Consider the following 16,763-nt stretch of genomic DNA (forward strand, 5'->3'; position numbering starts at 1 on the left):
ATCCTGTGGTCAATTCCGGCTTCGTCGCACCAGAGGACAGAGACGCCGTCACGGCGGCGCTGCGCACGCAGCTCGACGGGCTGCCCGCGCGCTCGCCGTTCTACGCGGACTCCTTCGCCGAGCACGGCGTCACGCCCTCGGCACTGTCCACACTAGACGATCTGGCGAAGTTCCCCTTCACCACCAAGCAGATGCTGCGCGACTCGCAGACCGAGGCGCCCCCGCTCGGCCGGCACGCCGGGGTGGACCTGACCGAGGTCGTCCGCGTGCACGCCTCCACCGGTACCACCGGGAAACCGAGCTGGGTGGGTGTGACGCGGCGTGACGCGGCGGCGTGGACCGAGATGGTGGCGCGGGCCTTCCGCACGATGGGCGCGACACGTGAGGACATCGTGGTGCACGGCGCCGGGCTGACCCTGTTCGTCGGCGGACTGCCGATCCGCGACGCGCTGGAGAGCATCGGCTCCACGTTCGTCCCGATCGGCACCGGGGCGTCCGAAAAGGTCGTGCAGGCCATGGACACCCTCGGTGTCACGGCGCTGCACTCGACGCCGTCCTACGTGCGCTACCTCGCCGAGTACGTGCGCGGGCTCGGCCGCGACCCGCGGGAGTTCGGGCTGCGCAAGGTGTTCGTGGGCGGCGAGCCGGGCGGCGGCGAACCCGCGTTCCGCGAGTACGTGGAACGCGAGTGGGGCGCGCCGGTCACCGAAGGGCTCGGCAACGCCGACATGGCGCCCGTGTTGTTCGGCGAGGCTCCCGGCAGCGGCGGTATGCGCTTCACGGGCGGACGGCACGTGGTGGTGGAGCTGATCGACCCGGACAGCGGCGAACCCGTCGAGGCCGAGCCCGGCGCCACCGGCGAGCTGGTCTACACCTCCGTGGACCGGGAGTGCTGCCCGCTGGTGCGCTTCCGCACGCACGACCGCGTCGTGATCACCGGCCGCGCCGAGGACGGCGCCCCGCTGATCCGCTGCGTCGGGCGCACCGACGACATGCTGATCGTGCTGGGCGTCAACGTGTTCCCCTCCGCGGTGCGCGACCTGGTGCAGACCCAGCACCCGCGCACCACCGGGGCGGTGCAGATCGTCGTGCCGGGCACCGGGCCGCGGGTGGAGCCGCCGCTGCGCGTCGAGGCCGAGTGGGGCGAGGCCCCCGGCGACCGCGACCAGCTGCGGCAGGAGCTGGAGGGGCTGATCCGCTCGCGGCTGTCGGTCCGCGCCGAGGTGACGCTGGTGCCGCCCGGCACGCTCGAACGGTCCGAGATGAAGTCCCGCCTCGTCCGGCTCGCCGGCTGACACCTGGGAGGAAGCCATGGCAGACACCGTGCGCGCCGCCGTGCAGACCGGCCCCCGCGCCATCGAGATCCGCGAGTTCCCCCGCCCGAAGATCGGTCCCGACGACGGGCTGCTGCGCGTGGAGGCCAACGGCATCTGCGGCAGCGACGTCGAAACCTACAAGGGGCACATGGGTTACAGCGCGCGCGGCCCGTTCATCCCCGGCCACGAGCCGCTCGGCATCGTCGAGGAGCTGGGGGAGCGGGCCGCCGAGCGCTGGGGCGTCCAGCCCGGCGACCGCGTGGCGCTGGAGGTGATCGTGCCGTGCCGCGCGTGCCAGCAGTGCCTCACCGGGCGTTACCAGTCCTGCCCCAACCGCAAGTACGGGCACGGCGTCACCGGCATCGACGTCGAACCGACGCTGTGGGGCGGGCTCGCGGAGTACCTGTACATCTCGCCGGGCAGCGTGCTGCACAAGATCGACCGGAGCGTGCCGGTCGAGGTCGCGGCGATGTTCAACCCGCTCGGCGCCGGCGTGCGCTGGGCGGCGCAGCTGGGCGGGATCCGGCTCGGCGACACCGTGCTCGTGCTCGGCTCCGGGCAGCGGGGGATCGCGTCGGTGATCGCCGCGCGCGCCGCCGGGGCCGGGACGGTCATCGTGACCGGGCTGGAGTCCGACAAGCACAAGCTGGACCTGGCGCGCGAGTTCGGCGCCGACCACACGATCTTCGCCGATTCGGAGAACACCGTCGAGAAGGTCGCCGACCTCACCGGCGGTGCGATGGCCGACGTGACGCTCGAACTCACCCCGATGGCCGCCGCCCCGGTCACCGATGCCCTGCTCGCCACCCGGCACGGCGGCCGCGTCGTGCTCGCGGGCCTCAAGGGCGGCAAGGAGATTCCACTGAGGACGGACCTGATCATCAACCGCGCGCTGCAGGTCTTCGGCGCCTTCGGGGTCGACGCGACCGCCAACGAGCAGGCGATCGCGATCCTCGAATCCGGCCGGTTCCCGCTCGAGAAGATGCACACCCACACCTTCGGTCTCGACGACACCGCGCTCGCGATCGAGACCCTCGCCGGCGAGGTAGCAGGCGAGCAGGCCGTGCACGTCTCCGTCCACCCGAACTCCTAGGAGGCCCCCGTGCTCGCCGACGCCCACGCCCACCTGCTGCCGCGCGACTACCCGGCGGACGCGCCCGCGTGTTTTCCCCGCATGGAACCCGTCGACGGCGAGTCCGCGCGGATGTTGTTGTTCGGCAGCCTGAAGTTCAAGGCCCGCGACGCGTTCTTCGACGCCGAACGGCGGATCGAGGAGATGGCGGCCTCCGGGGTGGACTTCGAGGTGCTCAGCCCGATGCCGCCCCTGCTGCGCTACGACCTGCCTGTCGCGGACGGGCTCGCGCTGGCACGGCACGTCAACGAGTTCACGGCCACCCTGTGCGCGACCGACCCGTCGCGGTTCGCGGGGCTGGGCATGGTGCCGCTGCAGGACCCGGACGTGGCGACGGCGGAGCTGACCGCCGTGCGGGACGCCGGGCTGCGGGGTGTGGAGATCGCGTCGAACGTGGTCGGGGTGTCCATCGGGGACGAACGGTTCCTGCCGTTCTTCGCGGAGGCGGAACGGCTGGGGCTGTCGGTGTTCGTGCACGCGATGCCGAGCCTGAACGACCGGCTGCCCGCGTCCACGATGGGGACGTACGTCGTGGGGTTGGAGGGCGCGCTCGCCGCCGCGTCGCTGATCACCGGCGGCACGGCGGCGAAGTGCCCGGACCTGCGGGTGTCGTTCAGCCACGCGGCGGGCGGGTTCGGGCTCATGGTGCCGAGGGCGCAGTACTTCTGGAGCGGCACGTGGAACGAGGAGCCGCCGGTGCCGGAGCGCGCGCTCCAGCACGACGACGGCCCCTCGCCACTGGAGTACGCGCGCCGGTTCTACTACGACTCCATGGTGTTCGACGTCCGCGCCGTGCGGTACCTGGTGGACCTGCTGGGCGCCGACCGCCTGCTCGTCGGCTCGGACTTCCCGGCCATGCCCCGTGAGGACCCGGCGGGGCGGACGCTGCGGATGGCCGGCCTGCCGGAGGACGAGCTGGCGGAGGTGTTGTGGGGGAACGCTTTTCGGTTCCTCGGCATGGCGCCGCCGGTGAGCTGACCGGAGGCGGCGGGGCTGGCGGGGTTGTGCAGCGCGTTCCCCGCGGCCCGGCATGGCTCTCCGGTCAGCTGACGGGGGTCGGCGCCGGGTTGCACAGCCCGTTCCCCAGCACCGGCGCGGTCAGCTGGCCGCTCGCACGTCCTCGGCGTCGGCGGTGGCGGCGTTGTCCCGCTGGGGTTCGATCTCGGCGAGCCGCCGCCGCAGTGCGCCGGTGACCAGCTCCCACGCATCCGAGCCCAGCACCAGCCGCCGGGGCGGGTCCACGGACTCGGCGGCCCGGATCACTCCCGCGATCGTGTTCTCCTCGCTGTCGGTCATCTCCTCCAGCGGGATCGGCGCCGTGTCCCCGGGGCCGCCGCGGTAGGGCTCGCTCACCGGCACGCGCGTGGCGGCGTCGTAGAAGGTCGTGCGCACCATGCCGGGCTCGATGAGCGTCGTGCGGATGCCGAACGGCGCCACCTCCTCGGCCAGCGCCTCGAAGAACCCCTCGATGCCCCACTTGGTGACGTGGTAGAGCGAGAACGCCGGGAACGCGAGGTGCCCGCCCATGCTCGACATCTGCATCAGCAGCCCGCCGCCCTGCGCCCGCAGGTGCGGCACGACCGCGCGGGCGAGCTGGATCGAGCCGGTCAGGTTGGTGGCGATCATCTGGTCGATCTGCTGGTCGGTCAGGTCCTCCGCGACGGCGAACACGCCATAGCCCGCGTTGGACACGACGACGTCGATCCGCTCGTGCGCGGCGAACGCCTCGTCGACCACCGCCCGCAGCTGCCGCGTGTCGGTGACGTCCAGCGCCCGCACCCACAGCCGGTCGCCGTAGCGGGCGGCGAGGTCGTCCAGCTGCTCCGGGCGGCGGAGGGTGGCCGCCACCCGGTCACCGCGGGCCAGCACCTGCTCGACGAGCTCACGGCCCAGGCCCCGGGAGGCGCCGGTCACGAACCAGGTCCTCGACATGTCTTCTCTCCTCGTTGTCGTTGGTGCCTTCGTTAGCGAAAACCCGTGCGCGGCAACGAAAAATCCATACGGGCGATGAGAGTTCCGGATCGAAGCCATACGCATCGTGCATGGGTAGGATCGGCCCCGTGAGTGAACTGACGATCGCGGGCCTGCGGGTCGTGCGGGAGATCGCGCTGACCGGGTCGTTCACCGCCGCGGCGCGGTTGCTGGGCTATTCACAGCCCGCGATCTCGCGCCAGGTGGCGGCGATGGAGGCGGCCGCCGGGGCGCCGCTGTTCGTCCGCGAGGGCCGCGGGGTGCGGCTCAGCCCGGCGGGCGAGGTGGTGGTGGAGCACGCGGGCCGGGTGCTGGCCGGGCTGGACGCGCTGCGGCAGGACCTGGCGAGCCTGGACGACCGGCTGGCCGGGCGGATCAAGCTGGGCGCCTTCCCGTCGGCGACCGCGGTGCTGGTCCCGCTGGCGCTCGCCCGGCTGCGGGCGGACCACCCCCGGCTGGAGGTGGCACTGGCCGAGGGCTCGACGCCCACGCTGCTCCGGCAGCTGCGCGCGCGGCGGCTGGGGGTGGCCGTCATCGGGGTCGGCGCGGGCCTGCCGGACTACGACCTGGGCGGGCTCAGGCAGGAGGTGGTGTTCGCCGGGGGCCTGCGCGTGGCCGTGCCCGCGGGCCACCGCCTCGCCGGCGCGGGCACCGTCGAAGTGGCGGAACTGGCGGGGGAGACGTGGATAGCGGGCGAGGGCGCGAACGGCGATCCGCAGTTCCGCGCGTGGCCCACGCTGAGCGACCCGGTGATCGGGCACGTCGTACGCGGCTGGCCGGCCCGGCTGGGGCTCGTCGCGGCGGGACTGGGGCTGTGTCTCGTGCCCGAGGTCGCCGCACTGTCCATTCCGGCGGGTGTGGTCACGGTGGCCGTCGAGGACCCGAGCTGGCAGGACCGCGTCACGCTCGCGGTGACGGCAGCCGAACCCGCCGCGGAGGCCGTCGCGGTGGTCACCGCGCTGCGGCGAGCGGGGGAGGAGATCCACGCCCGTGGGGGAAAGCGGGGTTGATCAGCTTCGGTGGCGGGCTCGGGCCAGGTTGGCTGTCGTGGCAGCGAAAACCCGGCGCTGTCGCGGCCTGCCGCGACAGCGCCGCGGGCGGGGGAATCCGCGCCGGTGGCGGGAAGCCGGGTGGCCGGGGTGGGTCAGCCGGGCTGGCTGCGGCGGGTACCGATACCCGGCCCCGTCGAGGCCGCCGTGTTGCGCCGCGCGGGCCGGAAGATCCGCGCCGGTGGCGGGAAGCCGGGCCACCGCTCACCCTCACCGAGCCGAACCCGCCACCCGGGCGACGCGAGGCGCCCCGGCAAAAAGCCGGGCAGCGGGGCCGGAACCCCGCCACCCGGCGGAAACGGACCTCAGACCGTGACGGCGGTGCGCCACCCGGGCTGGTAGTCCTCGCGCGCGATCTTCGAGTACGGCGCCGGGCTGACGACGGCCCGCACGCGGAGCTGCTCGTGCGGCTGCACCGTCGTCTTCTTGCTGCCGCCGTCCGGCTCGCCCCACACGACGGTGACCTCGGCGCCCAGCGGCACGTCCGGCTTGACCGTCGCGAGCGACAGCACCTGGCGCTCGTTCGCGCTGTAGCCGGTGAACAGCGACAGGCCGATGGTGTTGCCGTCCGCGTCGAGCACCGAGTCGAAGTTCGACGAACCGTAGTTGGCGTTGGGCAGGTCGAAGAACTGGTACTTCGGGCCGCCCGGCTCGACGAGCGTCGACAGCAGCTTCGCGACGTCCTCGGAGTTCCACGCCAGCGTCACCTTGCGGCGCTGGCTGTCCTTGTCCAGCGCCTCCAGCGCGTCACGGCCGATGAAGTCGTGGTCGAACTTGACGAACCCGCCGTAGCCCAGCTCCCACGGATTGAGGTAGTAGTCCTCGATCCGGTCCGACACGAACGAACCCGCCAGCGCGTTGGTCGCCTCGTAGCTGTCCGCACCGAGCCACTCACGGTACGGACGCAGCTCCTCGCTCGTGTACACGGCGGGCAGGGGCGACGGGATCCAGCCCGACTCCAGGGTGTTGCAGGAGTACGCCCGCGAGCCACACGGCTCGATGCCGAACTCCTGGCCCGCTTCGAGGATCGCGTCACGGATCTTGAAGTAGCTCTCGTACGGGCCCCAGATCTCCAGACCCGGCGCGCCCGCCATGCCGTGGCGCAGCGTGCGCACGCGCTCACCCGCGATGTTCATGTAGCCCATGCGGAAGAACTTCACCTGCTCCACCGGGCCGCCGTTGACCTTCTCGATGACGTCCCACGCCTTCGGGCCCTGGATCTGGAAGCGCCACAGGTCGCGCTTGACCGGCAGGCCGTACGGGCGGGAAGGCGACCGCTGGTCGAGCCGGATGTCCAGGTTGTAGCCCTTGGCCCCCTTGAAGGACAGCCAGTTGGCGACCGGCGCGCGGCCGACGAACACGAACTCCTCCTCCTCGAGCCGGAAGAGGATGCCGTCGCCGATCACCCCGCCCTCGGGGGAGACCGGGACGAACTGCTTCGCCGTGTTGACGGGGAACTTCGCCGTGCTGTTGATGCCGGTGTCGGTGAACAGCTTCAGCGCGTCCGGCCCGGAGACGAACAGGTTGACCATGTGGTGCGACTGGTCGAACAGCACCGCGGTCTCCCGCCACGCGATCGTCTCGCGGCGCCAGTTCGTGAACTCGGCGGGGACCACGGGGTAGATGTAGGCCCCCAGCTGCGAGTTGCGCAGCAGTTCCACCGTGTTGCCCGCCTGGTCCAGCACTTGCTGCAGGTTTTTCGCGTTCATCTGCTACCCGTTCTCGTTCGGATCTACTGAGTTGAAAGCTACGCATGGCGGGTGCGCAGCGGCAGCGAGGAATGGCGGGAATGCAATACTCGCACCGGCCAGGACGCACGGGTCATTTGTCGCGGTACCACCTCGCCGTCGCGCCGTACCGCCGCGGCCCCGGGCCGCCTAGCGTGGGGAAACCCCGGTGATCGACGGGAAAGGGAGGTGGGCCGCATGCGGCCACAGGTGGCGTTCGCGCGGTTCGACGATCTGCGGGCCGGCACGGCGATGGCGTTCCCGGAGATCGCCTACGACCTGGTGGCGCACCGCCCGGAGGACGTGGCCGGGGTGCTCGCCGAGCTGGACCGCGCGACCGCTGACGGTTGGTGGGCCTTCGGTTACGTGGCGTACGAGGCGGCCGCGGGGCTCGACCCCGCGTTGCCGGTGCACGACCCGGTGCCCGGGCTGCCGCTGGCGTGGTTCGGCGTGTGCGCGGCGCCGGAGTCCGTGCCGGTGGTCACCCCGCCCGAGCCCGGCGCGTACCGGGTGGGGGAGTGGACGCCGCAGTGGACCGAGGAGGAACACCGCCGCCGCGTGGAGGCCGTGCGGCGGCACATCGCGGCGGGCGAGACGTACCAGTGCAACCTGACCACGCGCCTGACCGCCGGACTGAGCGGTGATCTCGCCGCCTGCTACGCGGATCTCGCGCTGGCGCAACGGGGTTCGTACAGCGCGTACCTCGACCTCGGCCGGTTCGTGATCGCCGGGGCGAGCCCCGAGCTGTTCTTCGAGATCCGCGACGGCGACGTCCACCTGCGCCCGATGAAGGGCACCGCCCGCCGCGGTGGCACGCCGGAGGAGGACGCCGCGATCGTCGCGAGACTTCGCGCCAGCACCAAGGAACGCGCCGAGAACATCATGATCGTCGACCTGATGCGCAACGACGTGGCGCGCATCGCGGAGACCGGCAGCGTCCGCGTCACCTCGCTGTGCCACGCCGAACAGTACGAGACTGTGCACCAGCTCACATCGGACGTCAGCGCGCGGCTGCTGCCCGGCACCGGGACGGCGGACGTGTTCCGCGCGTTGTTCCCGTGTGGTTCGGTCACGGGCGCGCCGAAACCCCGCACGATGGCCCTGATCCGCGACCTCGAACCCGGGCCGCGTGGCGTCTACTGTGGCGCGGTCGGTGTAGTCGCTCCTGAGGGGGCGCCGTTCCGGGCGCGGTTCAACGTGGCCATCCGCACGGTCCTCGCCGATCGCGACACCGGCCTGGCGACGTACGGTACCGGCGGCGGGATCACGTGGGGGTCCGAACCGGCCGCCGAGTACGCGGAACTGCTGGCCAAAGCGGAGGTCCTGACCGCGCGCCCGCGCATCCCGGGGTGATCGTCGGACATTTGTCGCGGTCAACTCGGCCTCGATGCCCGAGGTAACGCGATCTCTCCTCGGTTGTACTGGAACACATGGGAGAGAGCCTCGAAGCCGCGATCCGCCGTGCGGGCTCGCCGGTCGCGCTGCTGCGCGATTCGGCCGCCCGCCCGCACGCCTTCCCCGTCGCGCCCGAGTTCACCAACTGGCGCTCGGAGCAGCGGGCATGGCGGACGTCGTGCGTGCTGTTCGACCAGTCGCACCACATGACGGACTTCTTCCTGCGGGGCAAGGACGCGCTGCGGCTGCTGGCGGACTTCGGGGTCAACTCGTTCGCGAACTTCACCCCCGGCAAGGCGAAGCAGTACGTGGCCGCCACTGCGGACGGTCAGCTCGTCGGCGACGCGATCCTGTTCCACCTCGACGACGACTACTTCGACCTCGTCGGCCACTCGATGGTGCCGGACTGGCTGCAGTACCAGGCCGAGACGGGCGGCTACGACGTCACGATCGAGCGCGACCCGAACTCCTACGACCGCCCGTCCGGCCCGCCGCGCCTGTACCGCTACGAACTGCAGGGCCCGACCGCGGGCCCGCTCGTGGAAAAGCTCACCGGCGAGCCGCTGCCCGACGTGAAGTTCTTCCACATGACCGAATTCCGCATCGGCGGGCACCACGTCCGCGCGCTGCGGCACGGCATGGCGGGTCAGCCCGGCTTCGAGCTGTTCGGCCCGTGGGAGGAGGGCGAGGACGTGCTCGGCGCGATCCTCGAAGCCGGGCAGCACACCGGGCTCGTGCGCGCCGGCGCGAAGGCGTACTCCACGGCGAACCTGGAGTCCGGGTGGATCCCCACCCCGGTGCCCGCCGTGTTCGGGCCGGAGCTGACCGGCTACCGCGAGTGGCTGAGCGCGGACTCGCTCGGTTCGCTCGGCGGCAGCATGGACTCGCCGGACATCGCCGACTACTACGTCACCCCCTATGACGTGGGTTACGGCCGCACGGTGAAGTTCGACCACGACTTCCTCGGCCGTGCCGCGCTGGAGCGCCTCGCCGACCGGCCGCGCCGCCGGAAGGTGACGCTCGTCTGGCACCCCGAAGACCTCGCCGCGACCGTCCGCTCGCTCGTGGAACCGGGCACACCGGCCAAGTACCTCGAAATGCCGAAGGCGCGTTACGCGTTCTTCCAGGTGGACAAGGTGCTGCGGGACGGCGTGCCCGTCGGCCTCTCGCTCGACGCCGGGTACCTGACCAACGAGCAGGCGTTCGTGTCACTGGCGACCCTCGACGTCGCCGCAAGCGAACCCGGCACCGAGGTCACGGTGCTGTGGGGCGAGGAGCCCAACTCCGCCAAGCCCGCCGTCGAACGCCACCGGCAGACCGCGGTCAGGGCGACGGTCGCGCCCGCGCCGTTCGTCCGGGAAGTCCGCGACTCCTACCGCAGGTCGTGATCCCCCGTCGTGCCCGCACACAGGAATGAGGAACAGCCCATGACCACCCAGCAGGAGGTGCCCGGCGCCCGGCGGTCGGGCTTCGCCGAACTCGTGCACGCCATGAGCTACGAGGTGATGCCGTTCAAGAACACCGAGCGGGACGTGCTGGAGTACGTGCCGACGTCGGTGCCGCTCACGGTGACGGTCACCGAGGCGAAGGGCATCGGGGCGACGCTGGACCTCGCGGAACGCTTGCTGGGGCACGGTTACCAGGTCGCGCCGCACCTGCCCGCCCGGCAGTTCACCGACGACGCGCACGTCGCCGACGTGGTCGCGCGGCTGCGCGAGTCCGGGTTCCGCTCGGTGTTCGTCGTGGGCGGCGACGCGCCGAAGCCGGCGGGCCGGTTCACCGACGCGTACTCGCTGCTGCAGGCGATGGACGAGCTCGGCCACCCCTTCGAGGAGGTCGGCATCGGCGGGTACCCCGAGGGGCACGCCAAGATCCCGCAGGAGGCGCTGGACCTCGCGCTCAAGCAGAAGGCGCCGCTGGCCACGCGCATCCTCACGCAGATCTGCTTCGACGCGGGCACGACCGCGAACTGGGCCGCGGGCCTGGCGGAGGACGGGATCGGGCTGCCCATCTACGTCGGGATGCCGGGGCCGGTCAACCGGCAGAAGCTGGTGCGGATCTCCGCCGGGATCGGGCTGGGGCAGTCCGCGCGGTTCCTGCAGAAGCAGCAGAGCCTGTTCTGGCGGTTCCTGCTGCCCGGCGGCTACAACCCGACCAAGCTCGCCAAGCGCCTCGCCGCGGCCGCGCCGAAGGTGGACGCCAACCTCGGCGGCCTGCACATCTTCACGTTCAACGAGCTGCGGGGCACCGAGCAGTGGCGGCAGCGGCTGCTGGCCTCGCTCCCCGAGAAGGACCGGTCATGACCGAACTGACGCACCAGACCGACTACGGCCGCCTGATCGTCCAGGGCGCCGACCGCCCCGGCATCGTCTCGACGGTGTCCGCGGTGCTCACCGAGCACGGCGCCAACATCGTGTCGCTGGACCAGTCGTCGAGCGACCCGTCGGGCGGCCGGTTCTTCCAGCGCACCGTGTTCCACCTGCCGGAGCTGTCGGTGAAGCTGGACGAGCTGAACGCCGCGCTGGAGACGCGGCTGGGCGAGGACCTTGGGCTGGAGTTCCGGCTCGTGGAGGCCCGCAAGCGCAAGCGCGTCGCGGTGTTCGTGTCCAAAGCGGACCACTGCCTGCTCGACCTGCTGTGGCGGCAGCGGCGCGGCGAGATCCCGATGACGGTGCCGATGGTCGTGTCCAACCACCCCGACCTCGGCGACGACGTGCGGCAGTTCGGCATCCCGTTCTTCTACGTGCCGGTCGAGAAGGGCCGCAAGGAGGCCGCGGAGAAGGAACAGCTGAACCTGCTGAAGGGCAACATCGACCTGCTCGTGCTCGCGCGGTACATGCAGATCCTGTCGGGGGAGTTCCTCGAGGAGCTCGGCGTGCCCGTGATCAACATCCACCACTCGTTCCTGCCCGCGTTCATGGGCGCCGGCCCGTACCAGCGCGCGAAGGAACGCGGCGTGAAGCTGGTCGGCGCGACGGCGCACTACGTGACCGAGGACCTCGACGAGGGCCCGATCATCGAGCAGGACGTGATCCGCGTGTCGCACCACGAATCGGTGCGGGAGCTGCAGCGCAAGGGCGCGGACGTGGAACGCCTTGTCCTGTCGCGGGCGGTGGAGTGGCACTGCGAAGATCGCGTGCTGCGCGACGGCAACACCACGGTGGTGTTTTCGTGACCGCACGGATCCTCGACGGCCGGGCCACCTCGGCCGCCATGCTGGACCGCGTCCGCGAGGAGGTGGCGGAGTTCTCCCGCGAGCACGGGCGCGTGCCGGTGCTCGCGACCGTCCTCGTCGGGGACGACCCGGCGTCGCACACGTACGTGCGCATGAAGGCCAACCGGTGCGCGAAGGTCGGCATGGAGTCGCGGCGCGTGGAGCTGGACGCCGGGATCAGCACGGAGACCCTCGTCAAGACGATCCGCGAGCTGTCGGCGGATCCGGCGGTCGACGGCATCCTGCTCCAGCACCCGGTGCCCGGGCACATCGACGAGCGGGCGGCGTTCGAGGCGATCGACCCGGCGAAGGACGTCGACGGCGTGACCCGGACTTCCTTCGCCCGCATGGCTTTCGACGAGGGCGGGTTCGCCTCGGCGACGCCCGGCGGGATCATGGCGCTGCTCGACGCGTACGAGATCCCCTTGTCCGGCAAGCACGCCGTCGTCGTGGGGCGAAGCCCGATCCTCGGCAAGCCGGTGGGAATGCTGTTGCTGGCAAGGGATGCGACGGTGACGTACTGCCACTCGCGCACGCGGGACCTGGCGCGGCACGTGGCGCAGGCGGACGTCGTCGTCGCGGCCGTGGGCCGCCCGGAGCTCATCCGGGGGGAGTGGATCAAGCCCGGGGCGGTCGTCGTCGACGCCGGGTACGCCGACAACAGGGGTGACGTGGAGTACGAGGCGGCGGCGGAACGCGCCTCGTTCATCACGCCGGTACCCGGTGGGGTCGGCCCGATGACCATCGCGACCCTGCTCGCCCAGACGGTACGGGCGGCGCGGGAGGGAACGGAAAAGTGACCCAGGCACAGGATAACTACCTGCTCGACCTGTCGGCGAGCCGGCGGGGGTACGCGATCAACCGGCTCTGCGGGTCCTTGAAGGACGCCGCGAACCGGCAGCGGTTCAGCGAGGACGAGGCCGCCTACTGCGACGCCTACGGGCTTTCGCCGGAGCAGAAGCGCGCGGTGCTCGAACGGGACTGGACCGGGATGCTCGACCTCGGGGCGTCCATCTTCTACACCTACAAACTGGCGATGCTGGACAAGAAGTCGATGCAGTACCTCGGTGGCGTGTTCACCGGGATGTCGGCGGAGGAGTTCACCGCCCTGCTGCGCTCGGGAGGGCGGCGTTTTGGCTAGGGTGATCTGGGGTCTGGCGACCTCGCACGTGCCGTCGATCGGCGCGGCCATGGACTCCGGGAAGACCGGGGACCCGTACTGGAAGCCGTTGTTCGACGGGTACGCCCCGGCGCGGGCGTGGATGGCGGAGCACAAGCCGGACGTCGCCGTGGTGGTCTACAACGACCACGCCAACGCGGTGGACCTCGACATGGTGCCCGCGTTCGCGATCGGCACCGCGGAGGAGTACAAGCCCGCCGACGAGGGCTGGGGCCCGCGTCCCGTGCCGGTCGTGCAGGGCGCGCCGGAGTTCAGCGAGCACCTGGTGCGTGAGCTGACCGACGAGTGGTTCGACATCACCACGTGCCACCGCCTCGACGTCGACCACGGGCTGACCGTGCCGTTGTCGGTGTACTGCCCCGATCCGGGGGAGGAGTGGCCCTGCCCGGTGGTTCCGGTGCTGGTCAACGTGATCCAGTACCCGCAGCCGAGCGCGGCGCGGTGTTACGCGCTGGGGCAGGCGCTCGGGCGGGCGATCCGCTCGTTCCCGGAGGATCTGAAGGTCGCCGTGTTCGGCACCGGTGGGATGTCGCACCAGCTCGCGGGCGCGCGGGCAGGGCTCATCAACCCCGAGTTCGACCGCATGTTCCTGGAGGCCATCGAAACCGATCCGGAGAGGCTCGCGGCGCTGACGCGGGAGGACTACATCCGCGAGGCGGGGACCGAGGGCATCGAGCTGATCATGTGGCTCGTGATGCGCGGGGCGCTGAGCGGGAACATCCGGCGGATCGCGGAGACCTACCACGTGCCGGCGTCCAACACCGCCGCCGCGCTGGCTTTGTTCGAGGAGCTTTCGTGAGTACTTTCGTGTTGCTGCACGGGGCTTGGCACGGTGGCTGGGCGTGGCAACGGGTCGCGCCGCTGCTGCGGGCCGAGGGGCACGAGGTGTACGCGCCGACGTTGACCGGCGTGAGCGACCGGGCGCACCTGCTGAACCCTTCGGTGGGTTTGAGCACGCACGTGCAGGACGTGGTGGCGCTGCTGGAGGCCCACGACCTCGAGGACGTGGTGCTGGTCGGGCACAGCTACGCCGGGCAGGTGGTGACGGGCGTGGCGGACCGCGTGCCTTCGCGGATCGCCCGCCGGGTGTACCTGGACGCCTTCGTCGGCGACGACGGGGAGGCCGCGATCGACCTGCTGCCGGAGACGGTGGCCGGGCACTACCGGGAGTCGGTGGCGGGGCCGGGGTTCGGCTGGCTGATCCCGGTGCGGTCGCTGACCGTGCTGGGCGTGACGGAGCAGGCCGATCTGGACTGGCTGACCCCGCGCCTAACGCCCCACCCGTGGCTGACGTACACCGAACCGTTGCGGCTCAAGGGTTCCGAGGTCCCGGCGGCGTTCATCGAGTGCGTGGACTGGATGCGGGTGTTCCGCCCCCACGCCGAGCGCGCGGCCGCGAGGGGCTGGCCGGTGCACGAAGTGGCGACCGGCCACGAGGCGATGGTCACGGCGCCCAAGGAACTGGCCGATGTGCTCCTGACGCTGGCGTGAGGTCGGCGGCGGGGGATGCGGTTGCCGTGTCCCGCGGCGGGGTTGGCCGTGCCGCGGTGCCTGGCGCCGAGTCCTACGTCCTGCCGGGCCGGGCAACGCTGCCCTAACGCCTGATCGCGTGGCGGCGTTGGGGCTGCCGTGCCGCGACCGGCAGCCGGCAACCGCCGCCAGCCACCGACCTCACCCCTGCGGCGGTACCAGCCCCTCCCGGACCGCGACCAGCGCCGCCTGCGTGCGGGAGCTCAGCTCCAGCTTCCGCAGCACGTTGCTGACGTGGGTGCGGGCCGTGCGCTCGCTGATCACCAGTTCCGCCGCGATCTCCCGGTTCGACCGGCCGCCCGCGAGCAGCATCAGCACGTCCCGTTCCCGGTCGGTCAGCGCGCCGAGCCCCGTGCGCGGCGACACCAGCTCCCGCGTGAGCCGCCGCGCGACGGACGGGTCCAGGAACACCTCGCCGCGGGCGGCGGCGCGGATCGCGGCCACCACCTCGTCCGGGCCGGCGCTCTTGAGCAGGTAGCCCGCCGCCCCGCCGGCCAGCGCCGCGTGCACCCGCTCCGTCTCGCCGAAGCTCGTCAGCACCACCACCCGCACACCCGGGAACCCTTGCGTCACATGGGAAATCACGCCGATCCCATCCAGACCCGGCATCAGCAGGTCGAGCAGGACGACGTCGGGTTCCTCCCGGTGCGCGGCCATCGCCGCGAGCCGGTCGAGCGCCTCCTGACCGTCACCGGCCTCCGCGACGACCTCGATCCCGTCGAGCACCTCCAGGTACGCCCGGATGCCCCGCCGCACGACGGCGTGGTCGTCGACGATCAGGACCCGGACGGGGCCGGGCTGTCCACCGGCACCACGAGCCGCACGACCGTGCCGGACCTCCGGTGTCGCCGCACTGTCACGGTTCCGCCCCATCGTTCAGCTCTCTCCCGCATCGTCCTCAACCCGTACCCACCCGGCCCCGCCGCGCCGATCCCGCACCCGTCGTCGGTGACCGTCGCCGTGAACCGGCCGTCGCGCACCGCCAGGCGGATCGACACCTGTTCCGCGCCCGCGTGCTTCACCACGTTGTGGATGGCCTCCGCCACCACGCGGTACACGTCCTCCGCCAGCTCGCCGGTGAGCTGCCCGGCGCCGCGCCCCACGGTGAGGCCGAACTTCAGCCCCGTGCGGTTCGCGGTGCTGTCGGCCAGCGCCCTGATGGCCTCCTCCAGCCCGCCCAGCTCCGCCGACGTCGAGGGCCGCAGCTCGTGCACCATCGCCCGCAGGTCGGCGAGCACGGTGTGCGACAGCGAGCCGACCTCACCCGCGATCCGCGCCACCGCCGCCACCGGCACACTCTCACCGCGCTGCCCCAGCACCTCCAGCGACTTCGCCTGCATGCTGATGGAGAACACCTGCTGCACGATCGAATCGTGCAGGTCGCGCGCCAGCCGCTGCCGTTCCTCGCGGCGCGCGTCCTCGCGTTCACGGCGCAGCAGCCCGGCGTAGTCTACGGCCATCGCCGCCTGCTCCGCCATCGCGAGCAGGAACTCCACCGTCTGCGGCCCGACGGAGTGCCCCGGCAGGAAGAACGCGTTGAGCACGCCCACCGCGGTGCCCCGCACCAGCAGCGGGACGCTGGCGAACGTCTCCCAGTCGAGCTCGCCCATGTAGTGGGCCAGCGGCCGCCACGCCGGGTCGCGCTGGATCGCCGCACCCCGGTCGGGCACGACCACCGGCTCGCCCGTTTCGAACGCCTCCAGCATCTTCAGCGACGCGCCCCGGCGGCGGCATTCCATGAGCCGGGGGAAGAAGTCCGGCCAGTGCCGGAACCCGGCCGAGCCCATGATCCGCAACCCCGCTCCCGAGTCGTCGAGCGCGAGGATCTGCACGGCCGCCAGCGCGTCGGTCCGCAGCACCTCCGACGCGAGCGCGTCGAGGATCTCCGGCAACGACCCCTGCGAAGCCAGGTTCGCCGCCGTGCTGGCCAGGGCGGCGAGCCGCCGCTGCCGGTGTCGTTCGTCCGTGACGTCGCGGAACGAGACCAGTGTGGACCCGTCGGGCAGACCCCGCGTGCGGTAGGCGAATTCGCGCCGCACTTCGGGTTCGGGTGTCCACACCGCGCTCTGCTCGCCCTCGCCGGCGGTGAACGGCGACGGTGCGCCGAGCACCTCGCGGCCGCACAGGCGCGCGGCGGCGTGGTTGAGCCAGGCGAACCGGCCGCCGGGATCGACCAGCGCCAGTCCATCGGGCGCGTCGAGGGCGAGCACGGCCACGTCGACGGCCGGGGCTTTCAGGCCGGGCATGGC

General features: G+C 71.8%; 16 protein-coding genes. 12 read left to right on the forward strand and 4 right to left on the reverse strand.

Going from position 1 to position 16,763, the window contains the following annotated elements; all coding sequences use genetic code 11:
- Positions 1 to 5 precede the first annotated feature (5 nt).
- The 3 genes from ABFX51_RS20660 to ABFX51_RS20670 are packed head-to-tail and all read left to right on the forward strand — an operon-like array spanning position 6 to position 3,426.
- Positions 6 to 1,295: a phenylacetate--CoA ligase family protein gene (locus ABFX51_RS20660; RefSeq protein WP_346054623.1), complete on the forward strand. Its 1,290-nt coding sequence runs from the start codon at positions 6 to 8 to the stop codon at positions 1,293 to 1,295.
- 16 nt (positions 1,296 to 1,311) lie between these two features.
- Positions 1,312 to 2,409: a zinc-dependent alcohol dehydrogenase gene (locus ABFX51_RS20665; protein WP_346054624.1), complete on the forward strand. Its 1,098-nt coding sequence runs from the start codon at positions 1,312 to 1,314 to the stop codon at positions 2,407 to 2,409.
- Between the two features lie 9 nt (positions 2,410 to 2,418).
- Entirely contained in the window at positions 2,419 to 3,426 is a 1,008-nt protein-coding gene (locus ABFX51_RS20670; RefSeq protein WP_346054626.1) for an amidohydrolase family protein, read from the forward strand.
- A 120-nt stretch (positions 3,427 to 3,546) separates the two neighbouring features.
- Here ABFX51_RS20670 and ABFX51_RS20675 read toward each other — a convergent pair whose 3' ends face one another.
- A complete protein-coding gene (locus ABFX51_RS20675) occupies positions 3,547 to 4,380 on the reverse strand; it encodes an SDR family oxidoreductase (RefSeq protein WP_346054628.1) in 834 nt (277 codons plus the stop codon).
- Positions 4,381 to 4,508: 128 nt separating this feature from the next.
- Here ABFX51_RS20675 and ABFX51_RS20680 point away from each other — a divergent pair, with 128 nt between their 5' ends.
- Entirely contained in the window at positions 4,509 to 5,429 is a 921-nt protein-coding gene (locus tag ABFX51_RS20680; protein WP_346054629.1) for a LysR family transcriptional regulator, read from the forward strand.
- Positions 5,430 to 5,773: 344 nt separating this feature from the next.
- On the opposite strand, the gene ligM is transcribed toward ABFX51_RS20680, so the two are convergent.
- On the reverse strand, positions 5,774 to 7,177 hold the full coding sequence (ligM, locus tag ABFX51_RS20685; RefSeq protein ID WP_091509635.1) for a vanillate/3-O-methylgallate O-demethylase: 1,404 nt from the start codon (positions 7,175 to 7,177) through the stop codon (positions 5,774 to 5,776).
- Between the two features lie 216 nt (positions 7,178 to 7,393).
- On the opposite strand from ligM, the gene pabB reads away from it, so the two are divergent.
- From pabB to ABFX51_RS20725, 8 genes are all read left to right on the forward strand, one after another.
- Positions 7,394 to 8,548 (forward strand): aminodeoxychorismate synthase component I, encoded by a 1,155-nt coding sequence (gene pabB / locus ABFX51_RS20690; RefSeq protein WP_091509878.1) that lies wholly within the window; start codon positions 7,394 to 7,396, stop codon positions 8,546 to 8,548.
- A gap of 77 nt (positions 8,549 to 8,625) precedes the next feature.
- Entirely contained in the window at positions 8,626 to 9,978 is a 1,353-nt protein-coding gene (locus ABFX51_RS20695; protein WP_091509632.1) for an aminomethyltransferase family protein, read from the forward strand.
- Positions 9,979 to 10,017: 39 nt separating this feature from the next.
- Positions 10,018 to 10,893, forward strand: coding sequence for a methylenetetrahydrofolate reductase (locus ABFX51_RS20700; RefSeq protein ID WP_091509631.1), 876 nt, complete (start codon positions 10,018 to 10,020; stop codon positions 10,891 to 10,893).
- Positions 10,890 to 11,765 (forward strand): formyltetrahydrofolate deformylase, encoded by an 876-nt coding sequence (gene purU, locus ABFX51_RS20705; protein ID WP_091509629.1) that lies wholly within the window; start codon positions 10,890 to 10,892, stop codon positions 11,763 to 11,765. The genes ABFX51_RS20700 and purU overlap by 4 nt, the downstream gene beginning before the upstream one ends.
- The gene (locus ABFX51_RS20710; protein WP_346054630.1) at positions 11,762 to 12,604 is read left to right on the forward strand and encodes a bifunctional 5,10-methylenetetrahydrofolate dehydrogenase/5,10-methenyltetrahydrofolate cyclohydrolase; all 843 of its coding nucleotides are present in this window, start codon (positions 11,762 to 11,764) and stop codon (positions 12,602 to 12,604) included. The genes purU and ABFX51_RS20710 overlap by 4 nt, the downstream gene beginning before the upstream one ends.
- Complete coding sequence (locus ABFX51_RS20715; RefSeq protein ID WP_346054631.1) at positions 12,601 to 12,945, forward strand: protocatechuate 3,4-dioxygenase; 345 nt, start codon at positions 12,601 to 12,603, stop codon at positions 12,943 to 12,945. Before ABFX51_RS20710 ends, ABFX51_RS20715 begins: the two co-directional genes overlap by 4 nt.
- 1 nt (position 12,946) lies before the next feature.
- Positions 12,947 to 13,783, forward strand: a complete 837-nt coding sequence (locus ABFX51_RS20720; RefSeq protein WP_487046921.1) for a class III extradiol dioxygenase subunit beta — start codon at positions 12,947 to 12,949, stop codon at positions 13,781 to 13,783.
- The gene (locus ABFX51_RS20725) at positions 13,780 to 14,475 is read left to right on the forward strand and encodes an alpha/beta fold hydrolase (protein ID WP_346054634.1); all 696 of its coding nucleotides are present in this window, start codon (positions 13,780 to 13,782) and stop codon (positions 14,473 to 14,475) included. The genes ABFX51_RS20720 and ABFX51_RS20725 overlap by 4 nt, the downstream gene beginning before the upstream one ends.
- A gap of 180 nt (positions 14,476 to 14,655) precedes the next feature.
- Here ABFX51_RS20725 and ABFX51_RS20730 read toward each other — a convergent pair whose 3' ends face one another.
- Both ABFX51_RS20730 and ABFX51_RS20735 read right to left on the reverse strand, forming a co-directional pair.
- Positions 14,656 to 15,387, reverse strand: coding sequence for a response regulator transcription factor (locus ABFX51_RS20730; protein ID WP_346054635.1), 732 nt, complete (start codon positions 15,385 to 15,387; stop codon positions 14,656 to 14,658).
- A complete protein-coding gene (locus ABFX51_RS20735; RefSeq protein WP_346054636.1) occupies positions 15,291 to 16,760 on the reverse strand; it encodes a sensor histidine kinase in 1,470 nt (489 codons plus the stop codon). The genes ABFX51_RS20730 and ABFX51_RS20735 overlap by 97 nt, the downstream gene beginning before the upstream one ends.
- Positions 16,761 to 16,763: the final 3 nt, after the last annotated feature.

The organism is Amycolatopsis dongchuanensis (assembly GCF_039542405.1).
GTDB classification, from domain to species: domain Bacteria; phylum Actinomycetota; class Actinomycetes; order Mycobacteriales; family Pseudonocardiaceae; genus Amycolatopsis_E; species Amycolatopsis_E sacchari.

Excerpts from the sequence above, each read along its gene's own strand:
- ABFX51_RS20665 (WP_346054624.1), top strand. The coding sequence starts at position 1,312 with ATGGCAGACACCGTGCGCGCCGCCGTGCAGACCGGCCCCCGCGCCATC.
- ABFX51_RS20675 (WP_346054628.1), bottom strand. The coding sequence starts at position 4,380 with ATGTCGAGGACCTGGTTCGTGACCGGCGCCTCCCGGGGCCTGGGCCGT.
- ligM (WP_091509635.1), bottom strand. The coding sequence starts at position 7,177 with ATGAACGCGAAAAACCTGCAGCAAGTGCTGGACCAGGCGGGCAACACG.
- pabB (WP_091509878.1), top strand. The coding sequence starts at position 7,394 with ATGCGGCCACAGGTGGCGTTCGCGCGGTTCGACGATCTGCGGGCCGGC.
- ABFX51_RS20695 (WP_091509632.1), top strand. The coding sequence starts at position 8,626 with ATGGGAGAGAGCCTCGAAGCCGCGATCCGCCGTGCGGGCTCGCCGGTC.
- ABFX51_RS20700 (WP_091509631.1), top strand. The coding sequence starts at position 10,018 with ATGACCACCCAGCAGGAGGTGCCCGGCGCCCGGCGGTCGGGCTTCGCC.
- purU (WP_091509629.1), top strand. The coding sequence starts at position 10,890 with ATGACCGAACTGACGCACCAGACCGACTACGGCCGCCTGATCGTCCAG.
- ABFX51_RS20730 (WP_346054635.1), bottom strand. The coding sequence starts at position 15,387 with ATGGGGCGGAACCGTGACAGTGCGGCGACACCGGAGGTCCGGCACGGT.
- ABFX51_RS20735 (WP_346054636.1), bottom strand. The coding sequence starts at position 16,760 with ATGCCCGGCCTGAAAGCCCCGGCCGTCGACGTGGCCGTGCTCGCCCTC.